This window comes from Streptococcus sp. LMAG:39, from assembly GCF_008680485.1.
GTDB classification, from domain to species: Bacteria; Bacillota; Bacilli; order Lactobacillales; family Streptococcaceae; genus Streptococcus; species Streptococcus pasteurianus.
Genome location: NZ_NALE01000001.1, coordinates 1480495 through 1503887, shown reverse-complemented (window position 1 = coordinate 1503887; position 23393 = coordinate 1480495). Strand labels below are relative to the sequence as shown.

The following is a 23393-nucleotide window of genomic DNA, read 5'->3' as shown; positions in this document are numbered from 1 at the left end:
AAAGGATTATAGGTGATTCAAATGGAAAATTGTATCTTTTGTAACATTATCGCTGGTGACATTCCGTCATCAAAAGTCTATGAAGATGACCAAGTACTTGCTTTTTTAGACATTTCACAAACAACTAAAGGACATACTCTATTAATTCCAAAAGAGCACGTCCGTAATGTTCTTGCCATGTCTCAAGAAACATCAGAAACACTCTTTTCTCGTTTACCGAAAGTCGCACGTGCCGTCCAAAAAGCTACTGGTGCTGTCGGAATGAACATTCTTAATAACAACGAAGAAGTCGCTGGACAAACTGTTTTCCATGCACACGTCCACCTCATCCCACGTTATGATGCTAACGATGAAGTCACATTTGCTTTCACAGAACATGAACCTAACTTTGAAGCTCTTGGCAAATTAGCAGAGCAAATCTCTCAAGAGGTAAAAGCATGAAATTAAGACATCTTATCGCACTCGGCGTGGCTGGCTGCGCAGGATATGCAGCCTATCATGTCTATAAAAACCGCGACCAATTTAAAGCAGAAATCGCAGAAGCTGATGACATTAGCGAAAGAATTTCAACTGACATCGTAAAAATTCGTCGCAGTATTGACGACATTAACAACCAGCTTCCAACACTTCAAACAATCAGCCAAGATTTGGATTACAAACGTCGCCTTTTTGAACAAGAAACCAATAGCCGCTTAGAGCAAATCAAAGCAACGCTAGCAAAATATCAAGAAGAAAACTAAGCAACAACCACCAAGCTAAAAGGCTTGGTGGTTTTATAATAGCCACTGATAAGGGAACTAATCAGACCAAATTTTTTCAAATTAAAGAAGCTGAGATAAAATCTCAGCCTCTATTATTTTAATATGAATAAGCACTGTAATCAGAATAAGTATCTGTGCTATAGTCGCTATAACCACCACTATTGTAATCACTATAACCACTGTCATAGCCGCTAAAACTACTATAATCACCATAGCCACTATCATAAGAGCTTGATATTCCACTACCATAAAGATTTTCATAGAGAACAGCTGTCGTTTGCAAGGTTGTACTTTCATCTAAGCCAAGTTGTTTCTTGATATTATTTTGAATTTCAAGCAGATGGTCTGATGTGACAATCTGATATGATGTACCATTAATCGTCGCATCCTCACCTTGTAGTTGGTAGGTTTTAATATCACCCAAAGCATCTGTATAGCCAAGTAAGCTTGGAATCGTGCTAGATGAAATTTCAATATTTGTTTGCATATTGCTACTTACAGCAGAAAGGATTTTTTTATATGAACTTACACTATCAAGTGCTAAAATTTTCTGCAAAACTTTTTGAATGACTTCACGTTGGCGTTTTTGACGTCCATAGTCACCTTCAGGGTCATCATAACGCATACGTGCGTAAACCAAAGCTTGTTCACCATTTATCTTGTGAGTACCAGGTTCAACGGTTGCTGTATATTCAGGTTCATTTTCTGCAATCGAAATGGCAAAATCGAAATTATTGGTTACGGTAATACCACCAACAGCATCAACCAAATCTACCAAACCTTGCATGTTGATTTGGACATAGTAATCAATAGTAATGTCCAACAAACTTTGTACCGTCATGATAGCCATTTGCGCACCACCAGAAGCATATGCAGCATTCAATTTAGCTTCAACGCCATTCATATCATTATCTTCTGGTCCAGTAAGTGTCACCAAAACGTCACGCTCCAAACTAGTCATCGTTGTTTTTTTCGTTTCAGGATTAACAGTCACTAGAATCATAGAATCGCTGTTACCTTCCCACGTTGATGTACGTTCTGAATCGCCTGTGTCAACCCCCATCAAAAGAATTGAGATAGGTTTTGTTTGCTCAATAGCATTACTACTAGAATCAGACGTCTTGTAGTCTTTAAACGTTTTTGAAAGCTCACTTGTTGAGAAATTGTAAGCTGTTGTAATATAAACACCTAAGGCAACAATTGTTGTTACAAAGATTGCTGCTATCATTAGCAGAATTTTTTTTCCGAGTTTCATTTGTTTACTTTTAGTCTATCAACCTACTCATCAAGTAGACGTCAAGAAATTCTCCATCTTTAGTTTTTGCGCCACGTTCTTTCGCAGCTTCAATCTTAAAACCGAACTTTTCATAAAGGTGAACAGCTCTGCTATTTCTAGCTTGAACTGTTAACTCCAAACGGCGAATCATTGGCGTTTGCTCTGCCCAATCAAGAGCAACTTCCATTAACAGTGAACCAAGCCCGTATCCCCAATATTTTTCTTGCAATGCAATGAAAACATCTCCGATATGATTAGTTTGTGGTGAGTTCGTGCTAACAATATTAAGCACTCCCGCAAGCTCAGAACCAACTCTAACAACCAAACAAATTTCATTTAAGACTTCTGCACGTATTTGCAAAAAAGTCTGCATATCATCAATAGATAAATTTTTCTCTAAAATGATAAAATCTGTTTCTGCATTGACTTGATCGAGTAAATCAATCAAAGCTTTGGCATCTGAAGGCTGCGCTTCCTCAATGATAACTTCCTGCTCAGCCACGTTCAATCGCCTCCAAAAGCGCTTGACTACGTGAACCATTAGCATGTAGTGTTATTTCACGCCCATCTCCTGACGGCGTAATAACAACTTCTAGATAATCACCAAGCAAGTCAGTCTCAAGAAGCTCTCCCCATTCAATCACAGTTACGCCATCACCATACAAAAAATCATCTAAATCGATAGAATCAGGATCATTTCCGATACGATAAACATCTAAATGATAAAGTGGTAAACTTCCTTCGTATTCTCGAACAATCGTGTATGTTGGACTCTTAATCATCTGGTGAATATCAAGTCCTTTAGCGATTCCCTTGGTTAAGGTTGTCTTACCAGCACCAAGATTTCCTGTTAAAACAAGAACATCTCCTGCCTGTAATTCTTGACCAAGCCGATTTCCATAAGCAATCAACTCATCTTCATTGTGACTATAAAACATGGAACTATTATATCAAAAAACTGGAGCTCTTCCAAGTCTCGTCCGATTTTTATCCTATTTTTAAGGATAAACAAAGTATAAATTTCTAATTATCTTTTTATATTTTCTTAAATGCTCGTAAAGCCTTATTCTATGTGCTTTCGAGTATTTTTACTGTAGGAAGATACTTCACGTTTCTTTGCATATTTCCTCATGTCTTAGCTGTCAGAAGTGGTAAATAAGTAGTAAATTCATTTGTACTACTAAGCAACAAGACGCTCCTGTTGCTTCTCTTTATTCAAGCGTTTCATTTCTGCCATTGCAGAATCGAATGTTGCATGTGCGTAATAGTTCAGCGTCATGGCTATATTAGCATGTCCCATAATGTACTGTAATGCCTTTGGATTCATTCCTGCATTTGCATAGTTGGTACAGAATGTATGTCGCAAACTATGTGGAGTGATGTGTGGCAATTTATCCTCGTTATACTTATTGGGTTCTGTTGCAAAGTTTTAAATCTACTATCAAATAAGGTAGAATAATAGAAAAAGATAGCAGGAGGAATGACGATGAATCATTTTAAAGGAAAGCAATTTCAGCAGGATGTGATTATTGTAGCCGTGGGCTACTATCTTCGTTATAACCTTAGCTATCGTGAAGTTCAAGAAATCTTATATGATCGTGGCATTAACGTTTCTCATACGACGATTTATCGTTGGGTGCAAGAATATGGCAAACTACTCTATCAAATTTGGAAAAAGAAAAATAAAAAATCCTTTTATTCATGGAAAATGGATGAAACGTACATCAAAATTAAAGGAAAATGGCATTATTTGTATCGAGCCATCGATGCAGATGGTTTAACCTTGGATATTTGGTTACGTAAAAAACGGGACACACAAGCAGCCTATGCTTTTCTTAAGCGGTTAGTGAAGCAGTTTGATGAACCGAAGGTTGTAGTCACAGATAAAGCCCCCTCTATTACAAGTGCCTTTAAGAAACTAAAAGAATACGGCTTTTATCAAGGGACAGAACATCGTACCATTAAATACCTGAATAATTTGATTGAACAAGACCATCGTCCAGTAAAGAGACGCAATAAATTCTATCGAAGTTTACGCACTGCCTCTACCACGATTAAAGGCATGGAAGCCATTCGAGGATTATATAAGAAAACCCGAAAAGAAGGCACTCTCTTCGGGTTTTCGGTCTGTACTGAAATCAAGGTATTATTGGGAATCCCAGCTTAAATCATAGATACCGTAAGGGATTTTATTCTTTATTTAAAACTTTGCAACAGAACCCTCCTCTCTATATTCAATGAATTTGTATTTGAGTTATTTTTTTGTTGTTATCACGTCCTGTTCTTTTACTGACTGTTGCTTCAAAATCTGCTTGTGTCGGTCTGTCAGTTTCGCATGGTCGAGAATGTCTTTTACAACCTGCGTCTGGTTGATTTCATCAAGTTTAATCGCAACCTTTAAGGTCGGGGCAACTTGATGAGATAGCCAGTTCAGCGTCCTTTGGAAGGAGTAAGGCTCTGGTTTTGTGGTTAGTTTTAATCGTTCACGATTGTTCCCAATAAACCAAGCCCATTCTTCATTCAGTTTCCAATCAGAACGAGGTTTGGAATCGTCTTTATCTACAAAACGGATATACCGATTGATAATTTTAAAGGCGGTATGCTCTGGATTGTCATAGACGAGTAAATCACGGACTGCATAATAGGCACGCTCATTTTTCAATCGAATCTCAAAACGGTTTTTTACTTCTGCGTCTTCAATGGGAATATCATTTTTCTTGTACTGCTCGTAGTCCTTTTCATAGATACAGAAATAAACTTCACTTTGTAATGAACCGATATAGAGGGTGTTTCCCATACATTCCTTTTCCTCTTTGCGTACCAGTTCGCCACTGCGATAGCTTTTAAAACTGCGGAAGACGGAGATACATTCTTCCTGTTGGCACTTTTCAGTGAGTACAGGGATATTTAAAATCCCTGTCTTATCGTTAATGGCAAGGTCAAGGCGTTTCATCACACCGCCAGCCACCAAAACGTCCATAAAGAACTCATACCAGCTTCTTTGTTGTGCCAGAAGATAGCTTTCAAATTGTCTGCACCCACGACCTTTCAATTCCACCAGAACTCCTTTGTCCAGTTCATGGGAGCAAAGGACGAATATGTCGCCTAAAGCATAATGCTCTGAATAAGAATAGAAACCATAGTCCTCATGAAGAAAATAGGACAGTTTCAGTTGTAAGATGTTTTCGACCACCTGCTGTACGTCTGTTGTCGGAAAGCGAATTCTTACATAATCAAACAGCATTTCAAGGGGAGCGTCGGGATTGAAGCGTTCCAGAGCTTCCCAAAGGGACTGCTGTAAATCCTCTGATGGCTTGACTTTTCCTGTTTCAATATCGCTTAGATACTGCCTTGTAATACCAGTCGCAACAGCTAAACGGTTTTGAGATAGTCCATAAGCCAAGCGTTTTTCTTTTAAATGCTGTAACCAAGTTTGTTCATTCAGTAAAAATCCCTCCAATCAAAAAGGCGTATGTCAACTTTTAAAGCCCATTTGACATACGCTGAAATTTTGTAAATCCCTTGTAACCAAAGGATTTTCTAATGTTTTTTTGACTGTTTCCTGTCGATTTGTACCCCCCTGTTAGATACGGGGGGTTAAGTGCTGGCGTGGCTATTGCCACACCAGCCAGCAAGATCAGTCCACACCTGCGACTTCCGCTTCGCACGTCGCCTGCGTGGACTGTCTGCTGTTGGATAACTTTTTAATTTCCTCCAAGAAATCATATCCTTTTGGTACAAGGGGAGTATAAAACTCTGATATGACACTTGTTCCTACATCAACATAGCCACGACCTTTGATTCGCTTTAAGAAGAAATCCTTTTGTACGTCACTGCCAAACATCATGCCATAGCCCATTTCAGACATACGACCTAAAGCCACTCTGAAATTAAACTGATCACGGATTCCGTCGCCTAAATATTTTGCGTCTGGACGTTGACAAGCCAGTATTAGAAAGAAGCCAGCTTGACGACCTAACATGACAATCTGTTTCAGCTTATTCATAACTGCGGTGTTTTCTTTTGTTCCCAGCATTTCCATGAAAGCGACGTATTCATCAAAGATTAAGAAGTGTGCCGGGAGACCTAAGTAAGCATAATTTTTGCCAGTCTTATAGTTCTTCATCTGCTTCATTTCCTCACTACGTTTCATCATTTCTTCATAGAATGTTTCAATGCAAGAAAGCAAGTCTTCTTTTCTATAGTAGACATTTGCCATCACAGAACCTAAGTCCGCAAGATCAGCATTTTTCGGGTCAAGAATATACAGTTTTGAATCTGTATGAAGCAAGGCTTCAATCAGTGTCAGTATAAAGTAAGTTTTACCGCCACCTGTACCACCAGCAATCAACATATGAGGGAGCTTATCATATTCCCACCATACGTTTTTCATTAAGCGAAGTTTACCATCTTTAGCTTCTACTTCATCAATAGAAATACGACTGGCTATGGTGTCATAGAGCAAAGTATATTCCACATAGGAATCCTTTAACTCTTTATCCGTCAGCTCACAGTACAAGCCACTCTCTAATTTCTTTTCCAAGTGTAAGAGTTGGTCTTGATATTTTCCCAGCGTGATTTCCACCCGTATCTGTATCAAGCCATTTTTAAGTCGATAATACATTTTAGGGAAGTAGGTTATCTTTTCCTTTGTACGACCAGCACTATCTTTAAAGAAACCCTCTGTTTTGACCTGTTCAGATTCATACCACTTGTTTTCAAGTATCATCTTTGCCAGTTTTTGACGGTGGTAAAGTTGTTTAACCGTATCATAGCGAACCCGTTTGAATACAAACGCTACCAGCAAGCAGATAAGAATTGCGACACTGAAACTGATAATTAAATAGGGAATGTCAATCTTATCTGCTTGTGATAGGTTAAAATCCTGCCAGTTGATCTGCTGGATTGTCTTCACATGAAACAGTCCGACAACCAGCAGGAAAACAGGCAGGAGTGACGCTATCGTAAAATGAAAGACTAAATCTTTACCAGATGGGCGAATCCTTTTACCACGCTGTTTCATGCGAAAAAGTCTCCTTTCTACCTAGCGACTATTTGTCTTGTGTCGGTTCTTTCTTTGCTTGTGGTTGAGCTTTGAATGAACTAGAATCCTTTGTCAGCACAATATCGTCTGCCTTGATATACCAGTCAACATCTGCTCCTTGATAGGTGGCAGTAGCAACGGTGTCCGCAATGGGATTGATAAGTTCCACCCGTGCGTTATAATCAAACTCTTTCAAAGGCACGCTGGCAGGAATACTTACTTGAATCATGCGTCCTTGTCCTTTGGATTTTAAGTCATAGGTACGTTCCTTGATTTCATCTGAAACCGACCCGTCTTCATTTTGGATTCTCACTTCACGACGTAGAGCAGAGAATTTCAATTCTCCAAAAGTCGTGTCTTTATCTAATACAATGCCATTTGCTAATCTCATCATTTTTCCTCTCTTTCTTTATTCTTTTATCATGTCGTCAGCATGTAAAAGGTAATTTGTAAAACCACGAGTGCCGATTTTGTAGCCCTCTGCGGTAATACGTGGATTGACTAACTTCACACGTTCCTCAAAGCCGAAATGTTTTTCGCCAGCTTCAGCAGGAAGCACCACCACAATATCATCTGCTCTTTGAACATCAGAATAGAGATTATAGCTTCTTGATAAGACAGTTAGCCGTCCGTTGATTCTTCGCTGAACGACTTTATCCTCGCCAGCAAATTCTAAATTGCCGAATGTTTTTTCCATGTTGGGAATCACAAATTTAAGTTCCATATTTTTACCTATCCTTTCTTTTTTATTGGCTGAATGAATGTTTGATGGTCTTAAAGAGTGGGGAACGACCTTTTGATTCTTGATTTTTTGTTTTCATAAGTTCACTTCCTTTCAAAATCGGGTAAAAAAATAGACACCTCATTTTTTGAAGTGTCTACCTATTAAATATTCAAATTTTATTGGAAGTATCTTTATATCTTCACTTTTCAAGGATAAATCGTCGTATCAAAGCTCATTCATAAGTAGTAAATTAGTAGTAAATTGAGTGGTTTTGACCTTGATAAAGTGTGATAAGTCCAGTTTTTATGCGGATAACTAGATTTTTATGCTATTTTTATTATAAAAATTCAAAATTCTAATTTTGCAAGCACCTTAAAACAGCTACTCAATACCGCCTAAAAAGATTGAAAAAAGCTGGAGGAATTTCTCCTCCAGCTTTCATCTAAAACTATATCTTTTACAAAATTGCCAAGCAAACAAAGTTAAGAATGAACAAGAAGTCCAAAATCCACATAACAAAGTGAACATCTTTAGCTTGACCTTTCACAATTTTAACTAATGTGTAAGTGATAAATCCAGCTGCGATACCGTAAGTAATGCTATAGCTGAATCCCATAAAAATTGATGTGAAGAAAGCTGGAATAGCTTCACTCAAATCATCCCATTTAACATTTTTAAGATTTGAAAGCATCATCACACCAACGATGATAAGGATAGGTGCGGTTGCTTGTGTAGGAACGATTGAAACAAGTGGACTAAAGAAGCTTGAAATAGCAAAGAGAACAGCTACAACAAGGGCAGTCAAACCAGTACGACCACCAGCACCGATACCTGCTGCTGATTCAACGTAAGTTGTTACATTTGAAGTACCTGCAATCGCACCCAATGTTGTACCAACTAGATCAGAATAAAGGGCACGATCAAGCGCTTGAGACTCTTTATTTTCACCAGTTGTAGCAACAATACCAACCTTCTCACCAGTACCAACAAGTGTCCCAATTGTATCAAAGATATCTGTTAAAGCAAAAGCAAGGATTGCCATTAAAACGCCTGGAATACGTGAGGCATCTGAGAACAACGACCCCAAACCTTGACTTCCAAGAGCAACACCAAACACTTCTTTCAAATCATTGATAGAAGCAGATAAGTTTGTCGCTGACCAGTTGATTGAACCAAGATCAACCACGCCCATAAAAATACCAAGAATAGTTGTTACAGCAATTGAAAGAATAACGCCACCACGAATACCTTTAACAATAAAGAAAATAGTAATAGCAAGACCAATCAATGCAAGGATAACAGCAGGTGTGTTAAAAGCAACCAAACCTGGAGTGGCTGAAGCATTAGCTGTAATTGAAGCAAGACCTTTGTCAGCACCTGTTCCAGATACTGTGTATGTTCCTGCATCAACAGAGAATTTCAAGAAACCAGCATTTTTGATACCAACGTAAGCAAGGAAAATACCAATACCTGCTGAAATCGCTGATTTTAAAGTTGCAGGAATTGACTCAATAATCAATTTACGAACTTTAGTAAGAGTAATCACAAGTGAAATAATTCCACAAATGAAAACCATCGCTAGCGCTTCTTGCCAAGTATATCCTAATGCAAAGACAACTGTATAAGTAAAAAAAGCATTAAGTCCCATACCAGGTGCCTGGGCATACGGAAGGTTTGCATAAAAAGCCATCATCAATGTACCAACAACAGCTCCTATAATAGTAGCAAGGAATACACCTTGCGTAGGCATACCAGTTTGTGAAAGAATTGAAGGGTTGACAAATAAAACATAAGACATTGCAAAGAAAGTTGTCAAACCAGCAGTTACTTCTGTACGAACATCTGTACCATGTTCCTTAAGTTTAAAAAACTTTTCCATTTTAAAATGGTTTCTCCTTTGATAGGGTTAATAATAATCGTTTTTCGTACAATTTCCGAACAACTCATATAGTCTATCAAAAAAACGTTCATTTTTCAATAACTTTATTTGAAATTTTCTCGGTCAAGAAATACCAGACATAAAATCTGAATAAATGTAAACCCTAACACAAAATGAACAGCATCCCAGCTAACAACGTCTAGAATTTCACTAATAACGGTTTTTGGACGTGTGAAAATATCCCAAGAATTCAAGCGGGCGTAACGCCCGATATGGATAGCAAAACTTGAAATAAATGACAAAACACCAATAAAAAGCAACCGTAAATAATAATTTTTTAGTTTAAAAGTAAGAACAATATTTTTAACACTTTCAATCCCACAAAGAACACCAAACAAAATACTAGACACATATAACATATACAAAATCAAACTCGTTTTGTTCCACAATACTGTGCTTGTAAATTGCATATGAACAATATCCGTTAACATATAGAAAGTATTAGGATAAAAGAATAGCCACAGAATAGCTCCTAATCCCCTTACAACTTTTTTACTTATATAATAGGAAACAAGTGAAAAATCAAGAGCCACCAAAGCTAAAAACATATTCCAAACAAGGTCTGGTCCTTCAAGATGATAATGATAAATGCCAAAAGCAATACCTCCGAAAAATAGATGAACAAAAACAATTTTTTTAGCCATGTTTTTCTCCTTTCCTTAAACAGACATTATAACAAAAAAGATTTTAAAAAGCCCTTTAAAACTAACAAATAAAGTGAGCATAACCACCAGACATGGTGGTAAAATACTAAAAAATAAAAGCCAAGGGCAACTCCTTAGCTTAATTAATCATTATCCAACAAAATAAACATCATCACCTGTACAACCATTAATCCTAGAATAAATGGCATATTAATTGTTGTCAGAGCTTTTGAGACCTGCTCAAAAATATTGAGGTGTTGTGATAAAATCACTTTCCAAGTAATCCCCAATGTTCGTAAAATCTGAAACATTAGACTAGCAAAAAATGCAATTCCCATTACAAAGAATACTTGAATATAATGATTTAATTTAAATGCATTTAAGATCAACCGTATACTCAATGTTCCAGCAATCAAGGCAAATACAAGAACTGCCAAATAAAGCATGAAAGATTTCATCCCATTTGATGTCCATAAAGCAGCAGTATCCCAAGATGTGTTAGCCACACTAAACAAGACATTCAAATTATAAGGATAGAAAAAGCACCAAAATATTAAAACCAAGCCACGTAACAAAACGTGTTTGAAATAATAGAATAAAAATCCCATTTCCAAAGTCAACAAAGCAAACAGGACGTCATTCATCAAACCATCAACGTTAGACTGATAATAAACAACTCCCAGAATAATGCCCAAGGCAAATAAGTGACTCCAAACAATTTTATACATGAATCGAAAACCTCATTTTTTATTACTACTATTATAGCATAGAAATCTTTTCTTTTAATTTTATAGTCTTTTTTGTTATAATAACAGCTATGATAAAGAAAATGATTGCACTTGATTTAGACGGCACATTGTTGCGCAGCGACAATACCATTTCAGATTATACCGTTGAAACGATTAAAAAGGTTCAAAATAAAGGGCATAAGGTCGTTATTGCAACTGGGCGTCCTTATCGTATGGCACTTGAACACTATCGCCGCCTTGAATTATCGACTCCGATGATTTCTTTCAATGGCTCGCTCACGCATTTACCCGAGAAAAAATGGGAATGGGAACATAGCGTTACGATTGACAAGCAATACCTGCTTGATATTCTTGATATGCAACAAAGCATTGAAGCAGATTTTATTGCCAGCGAGTACCGAAAAAAATTCTATATTAGCGCCCAAGACCATAATCGCGTAAACCCTCAGCTTTTCGGTGTCCCAGAAATTACTAAAAAAATGTCAATGGACATCAAAAAAATCACTAAAAATCCGAACGGCATTCTCATGCAAACACGCCATCAAGATAAATACGCTCTTGCAGAAGAGATGCGTAAACACTTCAATTACGCAATCGAAGTTGATTCTTGGGGCGGTCCGCTGAACATTCTCGAATTTTCACCAAAAGGTATCAACAAAGCCTATGCTTTAAAATATCTCCTAAAAATACTCAATATCTCTCAAGATAACTTGATTGCTTTTGGTGACGAACATAATGACACCGAGATGCTATCATTTGCTGGAACAGGCTACGCTATGAAAAATGCAAGTGACACTCTTCTGCCATTTGCCGATAAACAAAGTGAATTTTCTAATGAAGAAGATGGTGTTGCCAAAGAACTTGAAAAAATTTTTCTATAAATTTATGAAAAACTCTCTTTTTTGAGTTTTTTCTTTTTTCATTCTTTTTAAAACGTTTTCATAACATTTTCATTTTTTTGATAGGCAGTATCCGAACAAATGCTATTTTTTCTGTCAAATTCAGTCGTTTTAACCTGAGCGTTTCTGAAAATTTTTCATGATTTATGCTACTTTTTCAATAAAAAAGCTATTGCTTTTTTATTGAAAACGTTTTACAATAATATTGTTCTTAAATTTCCTTGAAACGGAAAAGAATTGCCAAGTTCGCTTGGAAGGAGATTATTCTTTTTTGTTTCAACGAAAAATATTTAAAAGGAGGAAGAACAAGAATGGGTATCGGTATTATTATTGCCAGCCATGGTAAATTTGCTGAAGGTATTCATCAATCAGGTTCTATGATTTTTGGCGAACAAGAGAAAGTTCAAGTCGTAACTTTCATGCCAAGCGAAGGACCAGATGATTTGTATGCACACTTCAACGATGCTATCGCACAATTTGATGCTGATGATGAAATCCTCGTACTAGCTGACCTTTGGAGTGGTTCTCCATTTAACCAAGCTAGTCGCGTGATGGGTGAAAATCCAGACCGCAAGATGGCTATCATTACAGGTCTCAATTTGCCAATGCTTATCCAAGCCTATACAGAGCGTATGATGGACGCTAATGCAGGTGTTGAACAAGTTGTTGCAAATATCATTAAAGAGTCTAAAGACGGTGTTAAAGCACTTCCTGAAGAACTCAATCCAGCTGAAAAAGCTGCTGCTGCGCCTGTTGCACAAGCTGCACCTCAAGGTGCTATCCCAGAAGGAACTGTCATTGGTGATGGTAAACTTAAAATTAACCTCGCTCGTATTGACACACGTCTTCTTCACGGCCAAGTTGCAACAAACTGGACACCAGCATCTAAAGCAGATCGTATTATCGTTGCTTCTGATACTGTCTCTAAAGACGAATTACGTAAAGGTTTGATTAAACAAGCTGCGCCAAATGGTGTTAAAGCAAACGTTGTTCCAATCAAGAAATTGATTGAAGCCGCTAAAGACCCTCGTTTTGGTAACACACATGCACTTATCTTGTTTGAAACACCTCAAGAAGCTCTTGAAGCTATCGAAGGTGGTGTGCCAATTAAAGAACTTAACGTTGGTTCAATGGCTCACTCAACAGGTAAAACAATGGTTAACAACGTTTTATCTATGGATAAAGATGATGTTGCCACATTTGAAAAATTACGTGATCTTGGCGTAACATTTGATGTACGTAAAGTTCCTAATGATTCTAAGAAAGACTTGTTTGATCTTATCAAAAAAGCAAACGTTCAATAATATGAGCTGTGTTTAACATAAAAAGTGAGCGTTTCTATACATTACCGATTATTATAAACACAAATTCAACATCCTGTTTTTATCCAAATTAAGTAAGCCGTGGTTTCTGGCTTACCTATTGCACATTGAAAACTTTTATAAACGAAAGGAACTAGAATAATGTCAGTTATTTCTATGATTTTAGTCGTTGTAGTTGCCTTCTTCGCTGGTCTTGAAGGTATCCTTGACGAATTCCAATTCCACCAACCACTAGTTGCCTGCACGCTTATCGGTCTTGTTACTGGTAACCTTGAAGCAGGTATCATCCTTGGTGGTTCACTTCAAATGATCGCTCTTGGTTGGGCTAACATTGGTGCTGCTGTTGCGCCTGATGCTGCCCTTGCCTCAGTAGCTGCTGCCATTATCATGGTCAAAGGTGGAGATTTCACAACTAAAGGTATCGCTGTTGCAACTGCGACTGCTATCCCTCTTGCTGTTGCTGGTCTTTTCCTTACAATGCTTGTTCGTACAGCTTCTGTTGCCCTTGTTCACGGTGCTGACGCTGCCGCTAAAGAAGGAAACATCGCTGCTGTTGAACGCACTCACTTAGTTGCCCTATTCCTTCAAGGACTTCGTATTGCTGTTCCTGCTGCACTTCTTCTTGCAGTACCAACTTCAGCAGTACAATCTATCCTTAACGCTATGCCGGACTGGTTGTCAGGTGGTATGGCCGTCGGTGGTGGTATGGTTGTTGCCGTAGGTTACGCTATGGTTATCAACATGATGGCTACGAGTGAAGTGTGGCCATTCTTCGCTATCGGTTTTGCTGTAGCAGCTGTCTCTGATCTTACTCTTATCGCACTTGGTACAATCGGTGTTGCTCTTGCCTTTATCTACCTTAACCTTTCAGAAAAAGGTGGAAATGGAGGCGGAACTGCTTCAGGTTCTGGTGACCCAATTGGCGATATCCTAGAAGACTACTAGAAAGGGGCACAAACATGACTGAAAAACTTCAATTATCAAAATCTGATCGTCAAAAAGTTTGGTGGCGTTCAACTTTCCTTCAAGGTTCTTGGAACTACGAACGTATGCAAAACTTAGGTTGGGCATATGCTTTAATCCCTGCCATCAAAAAACTTTATACATCGAAAGAAGACCGAGCCGCTGCTCTTGAACGTCACTTGGAATTCTTCAATACTCACCCATACGTTGCTGCTCCAATCATCGGTGTAACTCTTGCCCTTGAAGAAGAACGCGCAAATGGTGCTGAAATTGATGACACAGCTATCCAAGGGGTTAAAATCGGTATGATGGGACCTCTTGCTGGTGTCGGTGACCCAGTCTTCTGGTTTACTGTTCGTCCTATCCTTGGTGCCCTTGGTGCTTCACTTGCTATGGCAGGTAACATTGTTGGTCCACTCCTATTCTTCTTTGGATGGAACATCATTCGTATGGCATTCTTGTGGTACACTCAAGAGCTTGGTTACAAAGCTGGTTCTGAAATCACTAAAGACCTTTCAGGTGGTATTATCCAAAAAATTACTAAAGGTGCTTCAATCCTTGGTATGTTCATCCTTGCTGTCTTGGTTGAACGTTGGGTATCAATTACATTTACTGTAAATCTTCCTGCAACTCAATTGTCAGAAGGTGCTTACATTGAATTCCCTAAAGGAAACGTAACAGGTACTGAACTTCAAGGTATTCTTGGCGATGTCGCTAGCGGACTTAGCTTGACTTCTACACAAACTAATACACTTCAAGGTCAATTAGACTCATTGATTCCTGGTTTGATGGGGCTTCTTCTCACATTCTTCTGTATGTGGTTGCTTAAGAAAAAAGTTTCACCAATCACAATCATCATTGGATTGTTCATCGTTGGTATCATCGCTCGCTTCTTCGGAATCATGTAATAAAAGAAAGGAAGGATTTCGGTCCTTCTTTTTTTATTATGTTATAATAGACTAAAAGCTTATCAGAGGAGATGACATGGCACAATCAATTAATTCTACGGTAGAATTAACGACTACTGGTGTTTCTTACCTCGGTATGGGGGGAAAAGTAGGCAAATTTCTTTTAGGCAATAAAGGCTTAGAATTTTACAGCGATGCTAATGTTGAAGATTACATTCAAATTCCTTGGGAAAATATTGAAAAAATCGGAGCAAATGTTTCTCGCAATAAAGTCAGCCGTCACTTTGAAGTCTTTACTGACAAAGGTAAATTTCTTTTTGCCTCAAAAGATTCAGGAAAGATTCTAAAAGTAGCTCGCCAACATATCGGAAACGACAAAGTTATCCGTATGCTAACCTTGGTTCAAATCATTATTAAAAGACTATCAAGATTTGTCAAAAGGAAATAAATCTAGTATAATAAAGAGTACGGATAAGTAAGAGTGGATCTCTTTCAGAAAGTCTGCGGTTGCTGTGAGCAGATAGAGTGATAATTCCGAAATTCTACCGTTATATCATTTAAAAATAGAAAATTAAGTGCACAGGATGTGAAGCTGGATGGAACCGCGCGATTGCGCTCCAGCAAGTTTACATGCTGTGCTTTTTGTTCATCTGAGCTTTATTTAGCCATATGAACGCTGAAGATCACTGGAGGAAAACTATGTTAGACATCAAACGTATTCGTAACGATTTTGACGAAGTCGCTAAAAAATTAGCAACACGTGGCGTTGCTGCTGAAAAATTAGTTGAATTAAAAGAACTTGACGACAAACGCCGTGAATTGCTTGTCAAATCTGAATCAGCTAAGGCTGAACGCAACACAGCATCTGCCGCTATCGCTCAAGCAAAACGCAACAAAGAAGACGCTTCTGAACAAATTGCAGCAATGCAAAAATTATCAGCAGATATCAAAGCTAATGATGCCGAATTAGCTGAAATCGATGACAAATTAGCCGAATTCACAACTACACTTCCAAATATCCCAGCCGCTGATGTTCCTGTCGGTGCTGACGAAGATGAAAACGTAGAAGTTCGCCGTTGGGGAACACCTCGTGACTTTGACTTTGACATCAAAGCTCACTGGGATCTTGGTGAAGACCTTGGCATTCTTGACTGGGAACGTGGTGCCAAAGTTACTGGCTCTCGCTTCCTTTTCTACAAAGGACTTGGTGCTCGCCTAGAACGTGCTATCTACAACTTTATGTTGGATGAACACGCTAAAGAGGGTTACACAGAAGTTATCCCACCTTACATGGTCAACCATGACTCAATGTTTGGTACTGGTCAATATCCAAAATTCAAAGAGGACACATTTGAATTAGCTGACTCTGACTATGTTCTTATCCCAACTGCGGAAGTGCCACTTACAAACTACTACCGTGGTGAAATCCTTGACGGTAAAGAACTTCCAGTTTACTTCACAGCAATGAGCCCATCGTTCCGTTCAGAAGCTGGTTCAGCTGGTCGTGACACACGTGGTTTGATTCGTCTTCACCAATTCCACAAAGTTGAAATGGTGAAATTCTCTAAACCAGAAACATCATACGACGAATTGGAAAAAATGGTGGCTAACGCTGAAAACATTCTTCAAAAACTTGGTTTGCCATACCGTGTTATCACACTTTGTACTGGCGATATGGGATTCTCAGCTGCTAAAACTTATGATTTAGAAGTTTGGATTCCAGCACAAAATACTTACCGTGAAATCTCAAGTTGTTCAAACACAGAAGATTTCCAAGCACGTCGTGCTCAAATCCGTTACCGTGACGAAGCAGATGGCAAAGTTAAACTTCTTCACACACTTAACGGTTCAGGTCTTGCCGTTGGACGTACAGTCGCTGCAATCCTTGAAAACTACCAAAACGAAGATGGTTCTGTAACAATTCCAGAAGTTCTTCGTCCATACATGGGTGGAGCTGAAGTTATCTCACCTAAATAAAAAAATTTCCTGCTAGCCAATTGACTAGCAGGTGTTTTTTTACTAAAGAAACCAGAATACAATAAAAATCCCCTTGAACCATCCTCAAACCAAGAAATTTTTCAGGATTTGAGGCTAGCACAAGTGGGATTTTTTAATATTTTCTAAAACGTTGATAACGACTTTCAAGGAGTTTTTCCAATGGTAGTTGACTAAGCTCATCTAATTCAGTGATTAGGTTTGTTTTAATCATTTCAACAATTTCACTTGAAAAATAGCCATGTTCGGGAATAACTCTATCAACTACTCCCATATTATAAAGCTCACCAGCTGTGATTTTCATCAATTCAGCGGCTTCTGTCGCACGAGAGCCATCTTTCCAAAGAATAGAGGCAAAGCCTTCTGGACTCAAAATCGCATACATGCTGTGTTCGAGCATCCAAACCTTATCAGCCACAGCGAGTGCAAGAGCACCACCAGAGCCCCCCTCACCAATGATAATAGCGATAATTGGCACTTTAAGGTCGCTCATTTCAAGTAGATTGCGTGCAATGGCTTCCCCTTGTCCACGTTCTTCAGCACCAACACCAGGATAGGCTCCCGCTGTATTGATAAACGTAACGACAGGACGACCGAATTTTTCAGCTTGTTTCATCAAACGTAATGCTTTACGGTAACCTTCTGGATTTGGTTGACCAAAATTGCGTTTGAGATTCTCTTGTAAATTTTTTCCTTTTTGAATACCAATAACTGTCACAGGACGACCATCTAGGCGTGCGATACCGCCAACAACAGCACCGTCATCAGCAAAATGACGATCGCCATGAAGTTCCATGAAATCATCAAAAATGAGTTCAGCGTATTCCAAGGTTGTCAAACGTCCTTGATCACGCGCTTCTTTCAATATTCTTGATACATCACTACTCATTTAGCACCTCCATGAAACGCAACTAATTTGGCAATAGCATCTGGCATTTCCGTGCGTTTAACAATCGCATCAACAAAACCATGTTCCAAAAGGAATTCTGCCTTTTGAAAATCCTCAGGCAAATTTTCTCGAACAGTCGTTTCAATAACACGTCGTCCAGCAAAGCCGACTAAAGCTTGTGGTTCAGCAATAATAATATCACCTTCCATAGCAAAACTTGCTGTCACACCACCCGTTGTAGGGTCGGTCAAAATCGTTAAATAAAACAGACCAGCTTCAGAATGACGCTTAACAGCAGCTGAAATTTTTGCCATTTGCATCAAGCTCATAATACCTTCTTGCATACGAGCACCACCTGATGCTGTGAAAATGACAACAGGTAGTTTTTCTCCAATTGCTAATTCGAATAAGCGTGTTATTTTCTCACCAACAACTGTTCCCATTGATGCCATGATAAAGTTTGAATCCATAATGGCAAGCGCCACTTTTTGCCCCTTTATCAAAGCCTTACCAGTCAAAACAGCTTCATCAAGTCCAGTTTTTTCACGTATTTTTGCTAATTTGTCTTGGTAACCTGGGAATTTAAGAGGGTCTTGCGTTTGTAGCCCAGTAAAGAGTTCCTCAAAACTTCCTTCATCTACGGTAATAGCTAAGCGCTCTTTGGCAGAAATTCGAAAATTATAAGAACAAGCTGGACAAATTTTTGCCACTCCTAAATCCTTTTGATAAATCATATGCTTACAAGCTGGGCACTTTGCAAACAATTCATCAGGTACCTCTGGTACTTCACGAGGCGCTGATTGGCTTAGGGAATTATTGGGAGTAATTCGAATGTATTTATCTTTTTTACTAAATAAAGCCATGAAATCTCCTAATCATTTTCTTTATTATAATTTGGCAAGAAAGTCTCCATCAAGAATGACGTATCGTAGTCTCCAGCGATGACATGCCCATCTGAAATTAAATCCATTTGGAATTCTGCATTTGTGGTAATACCTTCAATTTCTAACTCATAAAGGGCACGCTGCATTTTCATCAGAGCATCAAATCGATTTTCACCATGAACAATAATTTTAGCAATCATACTGTCATAATAAGGTGGAATACTATAACCATTGTAAACAGCTGAATCGACACGCAATCCAACACCACCACTTGGCAAATACAAATCTGTAATTTTACCAGGACTTGGTGCAAAATTGAATTTCGGATTTTCAGCGTTAATACGACATTCAATTGCATGACCTGTGATTGTAATATCATCTTGTGTCACAGATAATGGTTGACCTGCTGCAATACGAATTTGTTCCTTAACAATATCAACACCAGTAACAAACTCAGTGACAGGGTGTTCTACCTGAACACGTGTGTTCATTTCCATAAAGTAAAATTCTGATGTTTTCTCGTCAAGCAAGAATTCAATCGTACCTGCATTTTCATAGCGAACTGCTTTTGCGGCACGAATAGCGGCATCGCCAATTTGAGCACGCAAGGTTTTACCAATAGCAACTGATGGACTTTCTTCTAAAACTTTTTGGTTATTACGCTGAAGAGAGCAGTCACGTTCACCAAGATGAACGACATTGTCATGAGAATCACCTAAAATTTGAACTTCAATATGTCGAGCTGGATAGATGACTTTTTCGATGTACATAGCACCGTTACCGAAAGCCGCCAAAGCTTCTTGTGAAGCTGATTCAAAGGCAGGTACAAGTTCTTCTGCAGATTCGACTTTCCGAATTCCTTTACCACCGCCACCAGCAGAAGCTTTTAGCATAACAGGATAACCAAGCCTATCAGCCACTTCAAGTGCTTCCTCTGCAGTAAATACCTCACCGTCAGAACCAGGAATAACAGGTACGTTTGCAGCAATCATTTCAGCACGAGCATTGATTTTATCACCCATTTTATCCATGATTTCAGCACTAGGACCGATAAATTTGATGTGCATTTCTTCACACATGGTAGCAAATTTTGAATTTTCACTTAAGAAACCAAAACCTGGATGAATGGCTTGCGCTCCTGTCACAATAGCAGCTGACAAGACAGCATTCATATTAAGATAAGAATCCGTTGAACGAGCTGGACCGATACAGATTGCTTCATCAGCCAAAATTGTATGCAAAGAATTTTTATCCGCTTCAGAATAGACAGCTACCGTATTGATTCCCAATTCACGCGCTGCACGAATAATACGCACCGCAATCTCACCACGATTGGCAATTAATAATTTTTTAAACATACGTCTGCTTTTATCCTCCTATCAGGAATTGCATCTTTGCAACCCTTGTCAAAATTCTTTATGTTGTCACAGTTTACGTTAAACTACTATTCTTCTTAACTGCCAATAGCAAATGTCAATGTGCCAGAAGCTGCTAATTTCCCGTCAACTTCTGCTTTTGCTTCAACTACAGCAATTGTACCACGACGTTTGACAAATTTTGCTGTCATCACCAATTGGTCACCTGGAACAACTTGTTTCTTGAAGCGAACTTTATCCATTCCAGCGTAGAAAACTAGTTTCCCTTTATTTTCTTCTTTTGAAAGTTCCAAAACACCAGCAGTTTGCGCAAGAGCCTCCATAATAAGAACGCCTGGCATTACTGGATATTCTGGAAAATGACCATTGAAAAACGGCTCATTGATTGTCACATTTTTAATTGCAACAATTTCATCGTCACTCACTTCAAGCACACGGTCAACCAAAAGCATTGGGTAACGGTGTGGCAAAGCTTCACGAATTTGTTTAATATCAATCATTTAATACGTACCAATCCTTGTCCAAATTCAACAACATCTTCGTTATTTACCATAATTTCTGTGACAATACCATCGTTTGGAGCTGGAATTTCATTCATCACTTTCATTGCCTCAATAATCAACAATGTTTGACCTTTTTTAACAGAATCTCCAACTGAAACAAAGGCTGGTTTATCAGGAGCTGGAGCAAGATAAGCCACACCAACAAGCGGACTTGTTACTTCATCACCTTCAGCAAAAATATCAGTATCAACAACTGTTTCTTCAGAATCGCTTGCTGCTTGCGCAGGGGCTACGGGAGCAGTTGCTGCTACTTCAACTGGTGCCGCAGCAGGAGCTTGACTAGCTTGTTGTGGTACTACTGGTGAAGTGTATTCATTTTTGCTAAATGTCAATTCAGCTTCACCTGTTTTAAATGAAAATTCACGTAAACTTGATTGGTCAAATTGTGCCATCAAATCTTTTACTTCTGAAATATTCACCATTACGCCTCCCAACGTTTAAATGCTAAAACAGCATTGTGTCCACCAAAGCCAAATGTATTTGAAATAGCATATTCTAGCTCTGCTTCTTGACCTTGTCCATAAACGACATTGGCTTCAATATCTTCTGACAACTCACATGTACCAGCTGTCATTGGAATGTAGTTATGACGAAGTGCTTCGATAGTAGCAACAGCTTCAACAGCACCAGCAGCACCAAGAAGGTGACCAGTAAATGATTTTGTTGAAGAAACTGGAACATCTTTACCAAGAACTGTTACGATAGCTTTGCTTTCGCCTTTTTCATTGGCTTGTGTAGAAGTACCGTGTGCATTGACATAGTCCACATCTTCTGGAGAAATACCTGCTTCTTTAATAGCCAATTTAATCGCTTTAGCCGCACCAGAACCGTCTGGTGTTGGTGTTGTTTGGTGATAAGCATCACAGTTGCTACCATAACCAACAACTTCAGCAAGGATTGTTGCACCACGTTTTTGAGCGTGTTCAAGGCTTTCAAGAACAAGGACACCTGCACCTTCACCCATCACAAAACCGTTACGGTCTTTATCAAATGGAATAGCAGAGCGAGCTGGGTCTTCTGTTGTTGAGAGGGCAGTCAGAGCATTGAAACCACCAATACCGATTTCATTGATTGCTGATTCAGCACCACCAGCTAAGATAACATCGTGATAACCAAATTTAATTTCGCGGAAAGCTTCACCGATTGCATCATTAGATGAGGCACAAGCTGTTGTGATTGATTTACATACACCACGAGCACCAATACGCAAAGCAATGTTTCCTGCAGCCATATTTGACAAAGCTTTTGGAATGAACATTGGTTGAATACGTTTGATTCCCTTTTCGTGCATACGAATAATTTGCTCCTGCATTTCTTGCAAACCACCGATACCAGATGACACGATAACACCTGTACGGTCACGATCAACAGTGTCCATATCAAGTTTTGCATTTTCAAGAGCCTCTAAAGTCGCATAAATCGCATAAAGTGAATATTGGTCCATACGATTTTTATCTTTGCGAACAAAATATTTATCAAATGGAAAATCGTGAATTTCACCAGCATTGTGAACAGGAATTTCAGAATTATCAAATTTAGTGATTGGTCCAATACCAATTTTACCGTCGTGAAGATTATTCCAAAATTCTTCGGGTGTATTGCCAATAGGGGATGTTAAACCGTAACCTGTAACTACAACTCTATTTAATGTCATTTTTATCTCCTTTGAAGAGAAATTTTCAATTCTAATTAAAATCATTAAGACAAAGCAACCGATTATTGCATTGTCATACCACCGTCAATAGCTATCACTTGACCTGTCAAGTAATCTTGCTGTGCTAAGAAACTAGCAATAGAAGCCACCTCTTCAGCTTTACCAATGCGTTTCATTGGAATTCCCGCTAAAATTGCTTCTTGCATTTTTTCAGGAATCGCATCAGTCATATCTGATTCAATAAAACCAGGGGCAATAGCATTGACACGAACACCGCGTGCAGCTACTTCACGAGCAACTGATTTCGTAAAACCAATCAAACCAGCTTTTGAAGCAGCGTAGTTAGCTTGTCCAACGTTACCAGTCAAACCAACAACACTTGATAGGTTAATGATAGCACCTTGACGAGCACGTGTCATCGGTTTTAAGACTGATTGTGTCATGTTAAACGCACCAGTCAAATTAACTTTAAGCACAGACTCAAAATCAGCTTCTGACATTTTTAGCATTAATTTATCATTGGTAATACCCGCGTTATTAACTAAAACATCAACAGAACCAAGCTCATTGATAGCTTCATCAACCATACGCTTAGCATCATCAAAATTTGACACATCACCTGAAATAGCAATTACTTTAACGTGATAGTCTTTAAAGCTATCAATCAAATCTTGCGAAATTTCAGAACGCCCATTAAGGACAATATTAGCACCAAGACTAGCAAATTGGCGTGCGATAGCTAAACCAATTCCACGAGTTGAACCCGTTACGAAAACATTTTTATCTTTGATTTCCATGATTTT

General features: G+C 38.6%; 26 protein-coding genes and 1 pseudogene. 9 read left to right on the top strand and 18 right to left on the bottom strand.

All coding sequences use genetic code 11. The features are described from left to right. Nucleotides 1-21 precede the first annotated feature (21 nt). Together CCC20_RS07710 and CCC20_RS07705 are read left to right on the top strand one after the other, a co-directional pair. The gene (locus tag CCC20_RS07710) at nucleotides 22-441 is read left to right on the top strand and encodes an HIT family protein (protein WP_003063392.1); all 420 of its coding nucleotides are present in this window, start codon (nucleotides 22-24) and stop codon (nucleotides 439-441) included. Continuing rightward, nucleotides 438-740 carry a hypothetical protein gene (locus CCC20_RS07705; RefSeq protein WP_003063390.1) on the top strand — a complete coding sequence of 101 codons (303 nt, stop codon included), beginning with the start codon at nucleotides 438-440 and terminating at the stop codon, nucleotides 738-740. The genes CCC20_RS07710 and CCC20_RS07705 overlap by 4 nt, the downstream gene beginning before the upstream one ends. Before the next feature lie 118 nt (nucleotides 741-858). Here the strand turns inward: CCC20_RS07705 and lytR are convergent, their stop codons facing one another. The 4 genes and pseudogenes from lytR to CCC20_RS07685 all read right to left on the bottom strand — a co-directional run. Continuing rightward, nucleotides 859-2016 carry a glycopolymer--peptidoglycan transferase LytR gene (lytR, locus tag CCC20_RS07700; RefSeq protein ID WP_003063388.1) on the bottom strand — a complete coding sequence of 386 codons (1158 nt, stop codon included), beginning with the start codon at nucleotides 2014-2016 and terminating at the stop codon, nucleotides 859-861. Nucleotides 2017-2026: 10 nt separating this feature from the next. Beyond that, a complete protein-coding gene (locus tag CCC20_RS07695) occupies nucleotides 2027-2539 on the bottom strand; it encodes a GNAT family N-acetyltransferase (RefSeq protein WP_003063386.1) in 513 nt (170 codons plus the stop codon). Continuing rightward, nucleotides 2532-2975, bottom strand: a complete 444-nt coding sequence (gene tsaE, locus CCC20_RS07690) for a tRNA (adenosine(37)-N6)-threonylcarbamoyltransferase complex ATPase subunit type 1 TsaE (protein ID WP_003063385.1) — start codon at nucleotides 2973-2975, stop codon at nucleotides 2532-2534. The genes CCC20_RS07695 and tsaE overlap by 8 nt, the downstream gene beginning before the upstream one ends. A gap of 242 nt (nucleotides 2976-3217) precedes the next feature. Further along, nucleotides 3218-3448 (bottom strand): annotated as a pseudogene (locus CCC20_RS07685) (tyrosine-type recombinase/integrase); the annotation flags it as partial. Between the two features lie 75 nt (nucleotides 3449-3523). On the opposite strand from CCC20_RS07685, the gene CCC20_RS07680 reads away from it, so the two are divergent. Continuing rightward, nucleotides 3524-4204, top strand: a complete 681-nt coding sequence (locus CCC20_RS07680; RefSeq protein ID WP_001015311.1) for an IS6-like element IS1216 family transposase — start codon at nucleotides 3524-3526, stop codon at nucleotides 4202-4204. Nucleotides 4205-4291: 87 nt separating this feature from the next. On the opposite strand, the gene mobT is transcribed toward CCC20_RS07680, so the two are convergent. From mobT to CCC20_RS07640, 7 genes are all read right to left on the bottom strand, one after another. Then, complete coding sequence (gene mobT / locus CCC20_RS07675; protein WP_000398284.1) at nucleotides 4292-5497, bottom strand: MobT family relaxase; 1206 nt, start codon at nucleotides 5495-5497, stop codon at nucleotides 4292-4294. 177 nt (nucleotides 5498-5674) lie between these two features. Further along, a complete protein-coding gene (locus CCC20_RS07665) occupies nucleotides 5675-7060 on the bottom strand; it encodes an FtsK/SpoIIIE domain-containing protein (RefSeq protein WP_000813488.1) in 1386 nt (461 codons plus the stop codon). Nucleotides 7061-7088: 28 nt separating this feature from the next. Continuing rightward, nucleotides 7089-7475: a YdcP family protein gene (locus CCC20_RS07660; protein WP_000985015.1), complete on the bottom strand. Its 387-nt coding sequence runs from the start codon at nucleotides 7473-7475 to the stop codon at nucleotides 7089-7091. A gap of 15 nt (nucleotides 7476-7490) precedes the next feature. Then, entirely contained in the window at nucleotides 7491-7805 is a 315-nt protein-coding gene (locus tag CCC20_RS07655) for a YdcP family protein (RefSeq protein WP_000420682.1), read from the bottom strand. Between the two features lie 457 nt (nucleotides 7806-8262). Beyond that, nucleotides 8263-9684 (bottom strand): NCS2 family permease, encoded by a 1422-nt coding sequence (locus tag CCC20_RS07650; RefSeq protein WP_013851479.1) that lies wholly within the window; start codon nucleotides 9682-9684, stop codon nucleotides 8263-8265. A 104-nt stretch (nucleotides 9685-9788) separates the two neighbouring features. Then, nucleotides 9789-10388, bottom strand: coding sequence for a DUF1361 domain-containing protein (locus CCC20_RS07645; protein ID WP_003063380.1), 600 nt, complete (start codon nucleotides 10386-10388; stop codon nucleotides 9789-9791). A 143-nt stretch (nucleotides 10389-10531) separates the two neighbouring features. Next, nucleotides 10532-11116, bottom strand: a complete 585-nt coding sequence (locus CCC20_RS07640; protein WP_117508856.1) for a hypothetical protein — start codon at nucleotides 11114-11116, stop codon at nucleotides 10532-10534. Nucleotides 11117-11205: 89 nt separating this feature from the next. Here CCC20_RS07640 and CCC20_RS07635 point away from each other — a divergent pair, with 89 nt between their 5' ends. From CCC20_RS07635 to serS, 6 genes are all read left to right on the top strand, one after another. Continuing rightward, nucleotides 11206-12018 carry a Cof-type HAD-IIB family hydrolase gene (locus tag CCC20_RS07635; RefSeq protein WP_003063376.1) on the top strand — a complete coding sequence of 271 codons (813 nt, stop codon included), beginning with the start codon at nucleotides 11206-11208 and terminating at the stop codon, nucleotides 12016-12018. 329 nt (nucleotides 12019-12347) lie between these two features. After that, on the top strand, nucleotides 12348-13340 hold the full coding sequence (locus tag CCC20_RS07630; RefSeq protein WP_041973825.1) for a PTS sugar transporter subunit IIB: 993 nt from the start codon (nucleotides 12348-12350) through the stop codon (nucleotides 13338-13340). 159 nt (nucleotides 13341-13499) lie between these two features. Beyond that, nucleotides 13500-14303 carry a PTS mannose/fructose/sorbose transporter subunit IIC gene (locus CCC20_RS07625; protein ID WP_003063373.1) on the top strand — a complete coding sequence of 268 codons (804 nt, stop codon included), beginning with the start codon at nucleotides 13500-13502 and terminating at the stop codon, nucleotides 14301-14303. Between the two features lie 14 nt (nucleotides 14304-14317). Further along, entirely contained in the window at nucleotides 14318-15229 is a 912-nt protein-coding gene (locus tag CCC20_RS07620) for a PTS system mannose/fructose/sorbose family transporter subunit IID (RefSeq protein WP_003063371.1), read from the top strand. Between the two features lie 76 nt (nucleotides 15230-15305). Then, nucleotides 15306-15677: a DUF956 family protein gene (locus tag CCC20_RS07615; RefSeq protein WP_003063369.1), complete on the top strand. Its 372-nt coding sequence runs from the start codon at nucleotides 15306-15308 to the stop codon at nucleotides 15675-15677. 251 nt (nucleotides 15678-15928) lie between these two features. Then, nucleotides 15929-17206 (top strand): serine--tRNA ligase, encoded by a 1278-nt coding sequence (gene serS, locus CCC20_RS07610; protein ID WP_013851475.1) that lies wholly within the window; start codon nucleotides 15929-15931, stop codon nucleotides 17204-17206. A 133-nt stretch (nucleotides 17207-17339) separates the two neighbouring features. Here serS and CCC20_RS07605 read toward each other — a convergent pair whose 3' ends face one another. From CCC20_RS07605 to fabG, 7 genes are all read right to left on the bottom strand, one after another. Beyond that, entirely contained in the window at nucleotides 17340-18113 is a 774-nt protein-coding gene (locus tag CCC20_RS07605) for an acetyl-CoA carboxylase carboxyl transferase subunit alpha (protein WP_003063365.1), read from the bottom strand. Further along, nucleotides 18110-18976 carry an acetyl-CoA carboxylase, carboxyltransferase subunit beta gene (accD, locus tag CCC20_RS07600; protein WP_013851474.1) on the bottom strand — a complete coding sequence of 289 codons (867 nt, stop codon included), beginning with the start codon at nucleotides 18974-18976 and terminating at the stop codon, nucleotides 18110-18112. Before accD ends, CCC20_RS07605 begins: the two co-directional genes overlap by 4 nt. Nucleotides 18977-18984: 8 nt before the next feature. Beyond that, the gene (gene accC, locus CCC20_RS07595) at nucleotides 18985-20355 is read right to left on the bottom strand and encodes an acetyl-CoA carboxylase biotin carboxylase subunit (RefSeq protein WP_285395077.1); all 1371 of its coding nucleotides are present in this window, start codon (nucleotides 20353-20355) and stop codon (nucleotides 18985-18987) included. Nucleotides 20356-20450: 95 nt separating this feature from the next. Continuing rightward, the gene (gene fabZ, locus CCC20_RS07590) at nucleotides 20451-20873 is read right to left on the bottom strand and encodes a 3-hydroxyacyl-ACP dehydratase FabZ (protein ID WP_009853419.1); all 423 of its coding nucleotides are present in this window, start codon (nucleotides 20871-20873) and stop codon (nucleotides 20451-20453) included. Continuing rightward, a complete protein-coding gene (gene accB, locus CCC20_RS07585; protein ID WP_043878624.1) occupies nucleotides 20870-21355 on the bottom strand; it encodes an acetyl-CoA carboxylase biotin carboxyl carrier protein in 486 nt (161 codons plus the stop codon). Before accB ends, fabZ begins: the two co-directional genes overlap by 4 nt. 2 nt (nucleotides 21356-21357) lie before the next feature. Further along, nucleotides 21358-22590, bottom strand: coding sequence for a beta-ketoacyl-ACP synthase II (fabF, locus tag CCC20_RS07580; protein ID WP_117575806.1), 1233 nt, complete (start codon nucleotides 22588-22590; stop codon nucleotides 21358-21360). 62 nt (nucleotides 22591-22652) lie between these two features. Beyond that, nucleotides 22653-23387, bottom strand: a complete 735-nt coding sequence (gene fabG / locus CCC20_RS07575) for a 3-oxoacyl-[acyl-carrier-protein] reductase (RefSeq protein ID WP_003063353.1) — start codon at nucleotides 23385-23387, stop codon at nucleotides 22653-22655. Nucleotides 23388-23393: the final 6 nt, after the last annotated feature.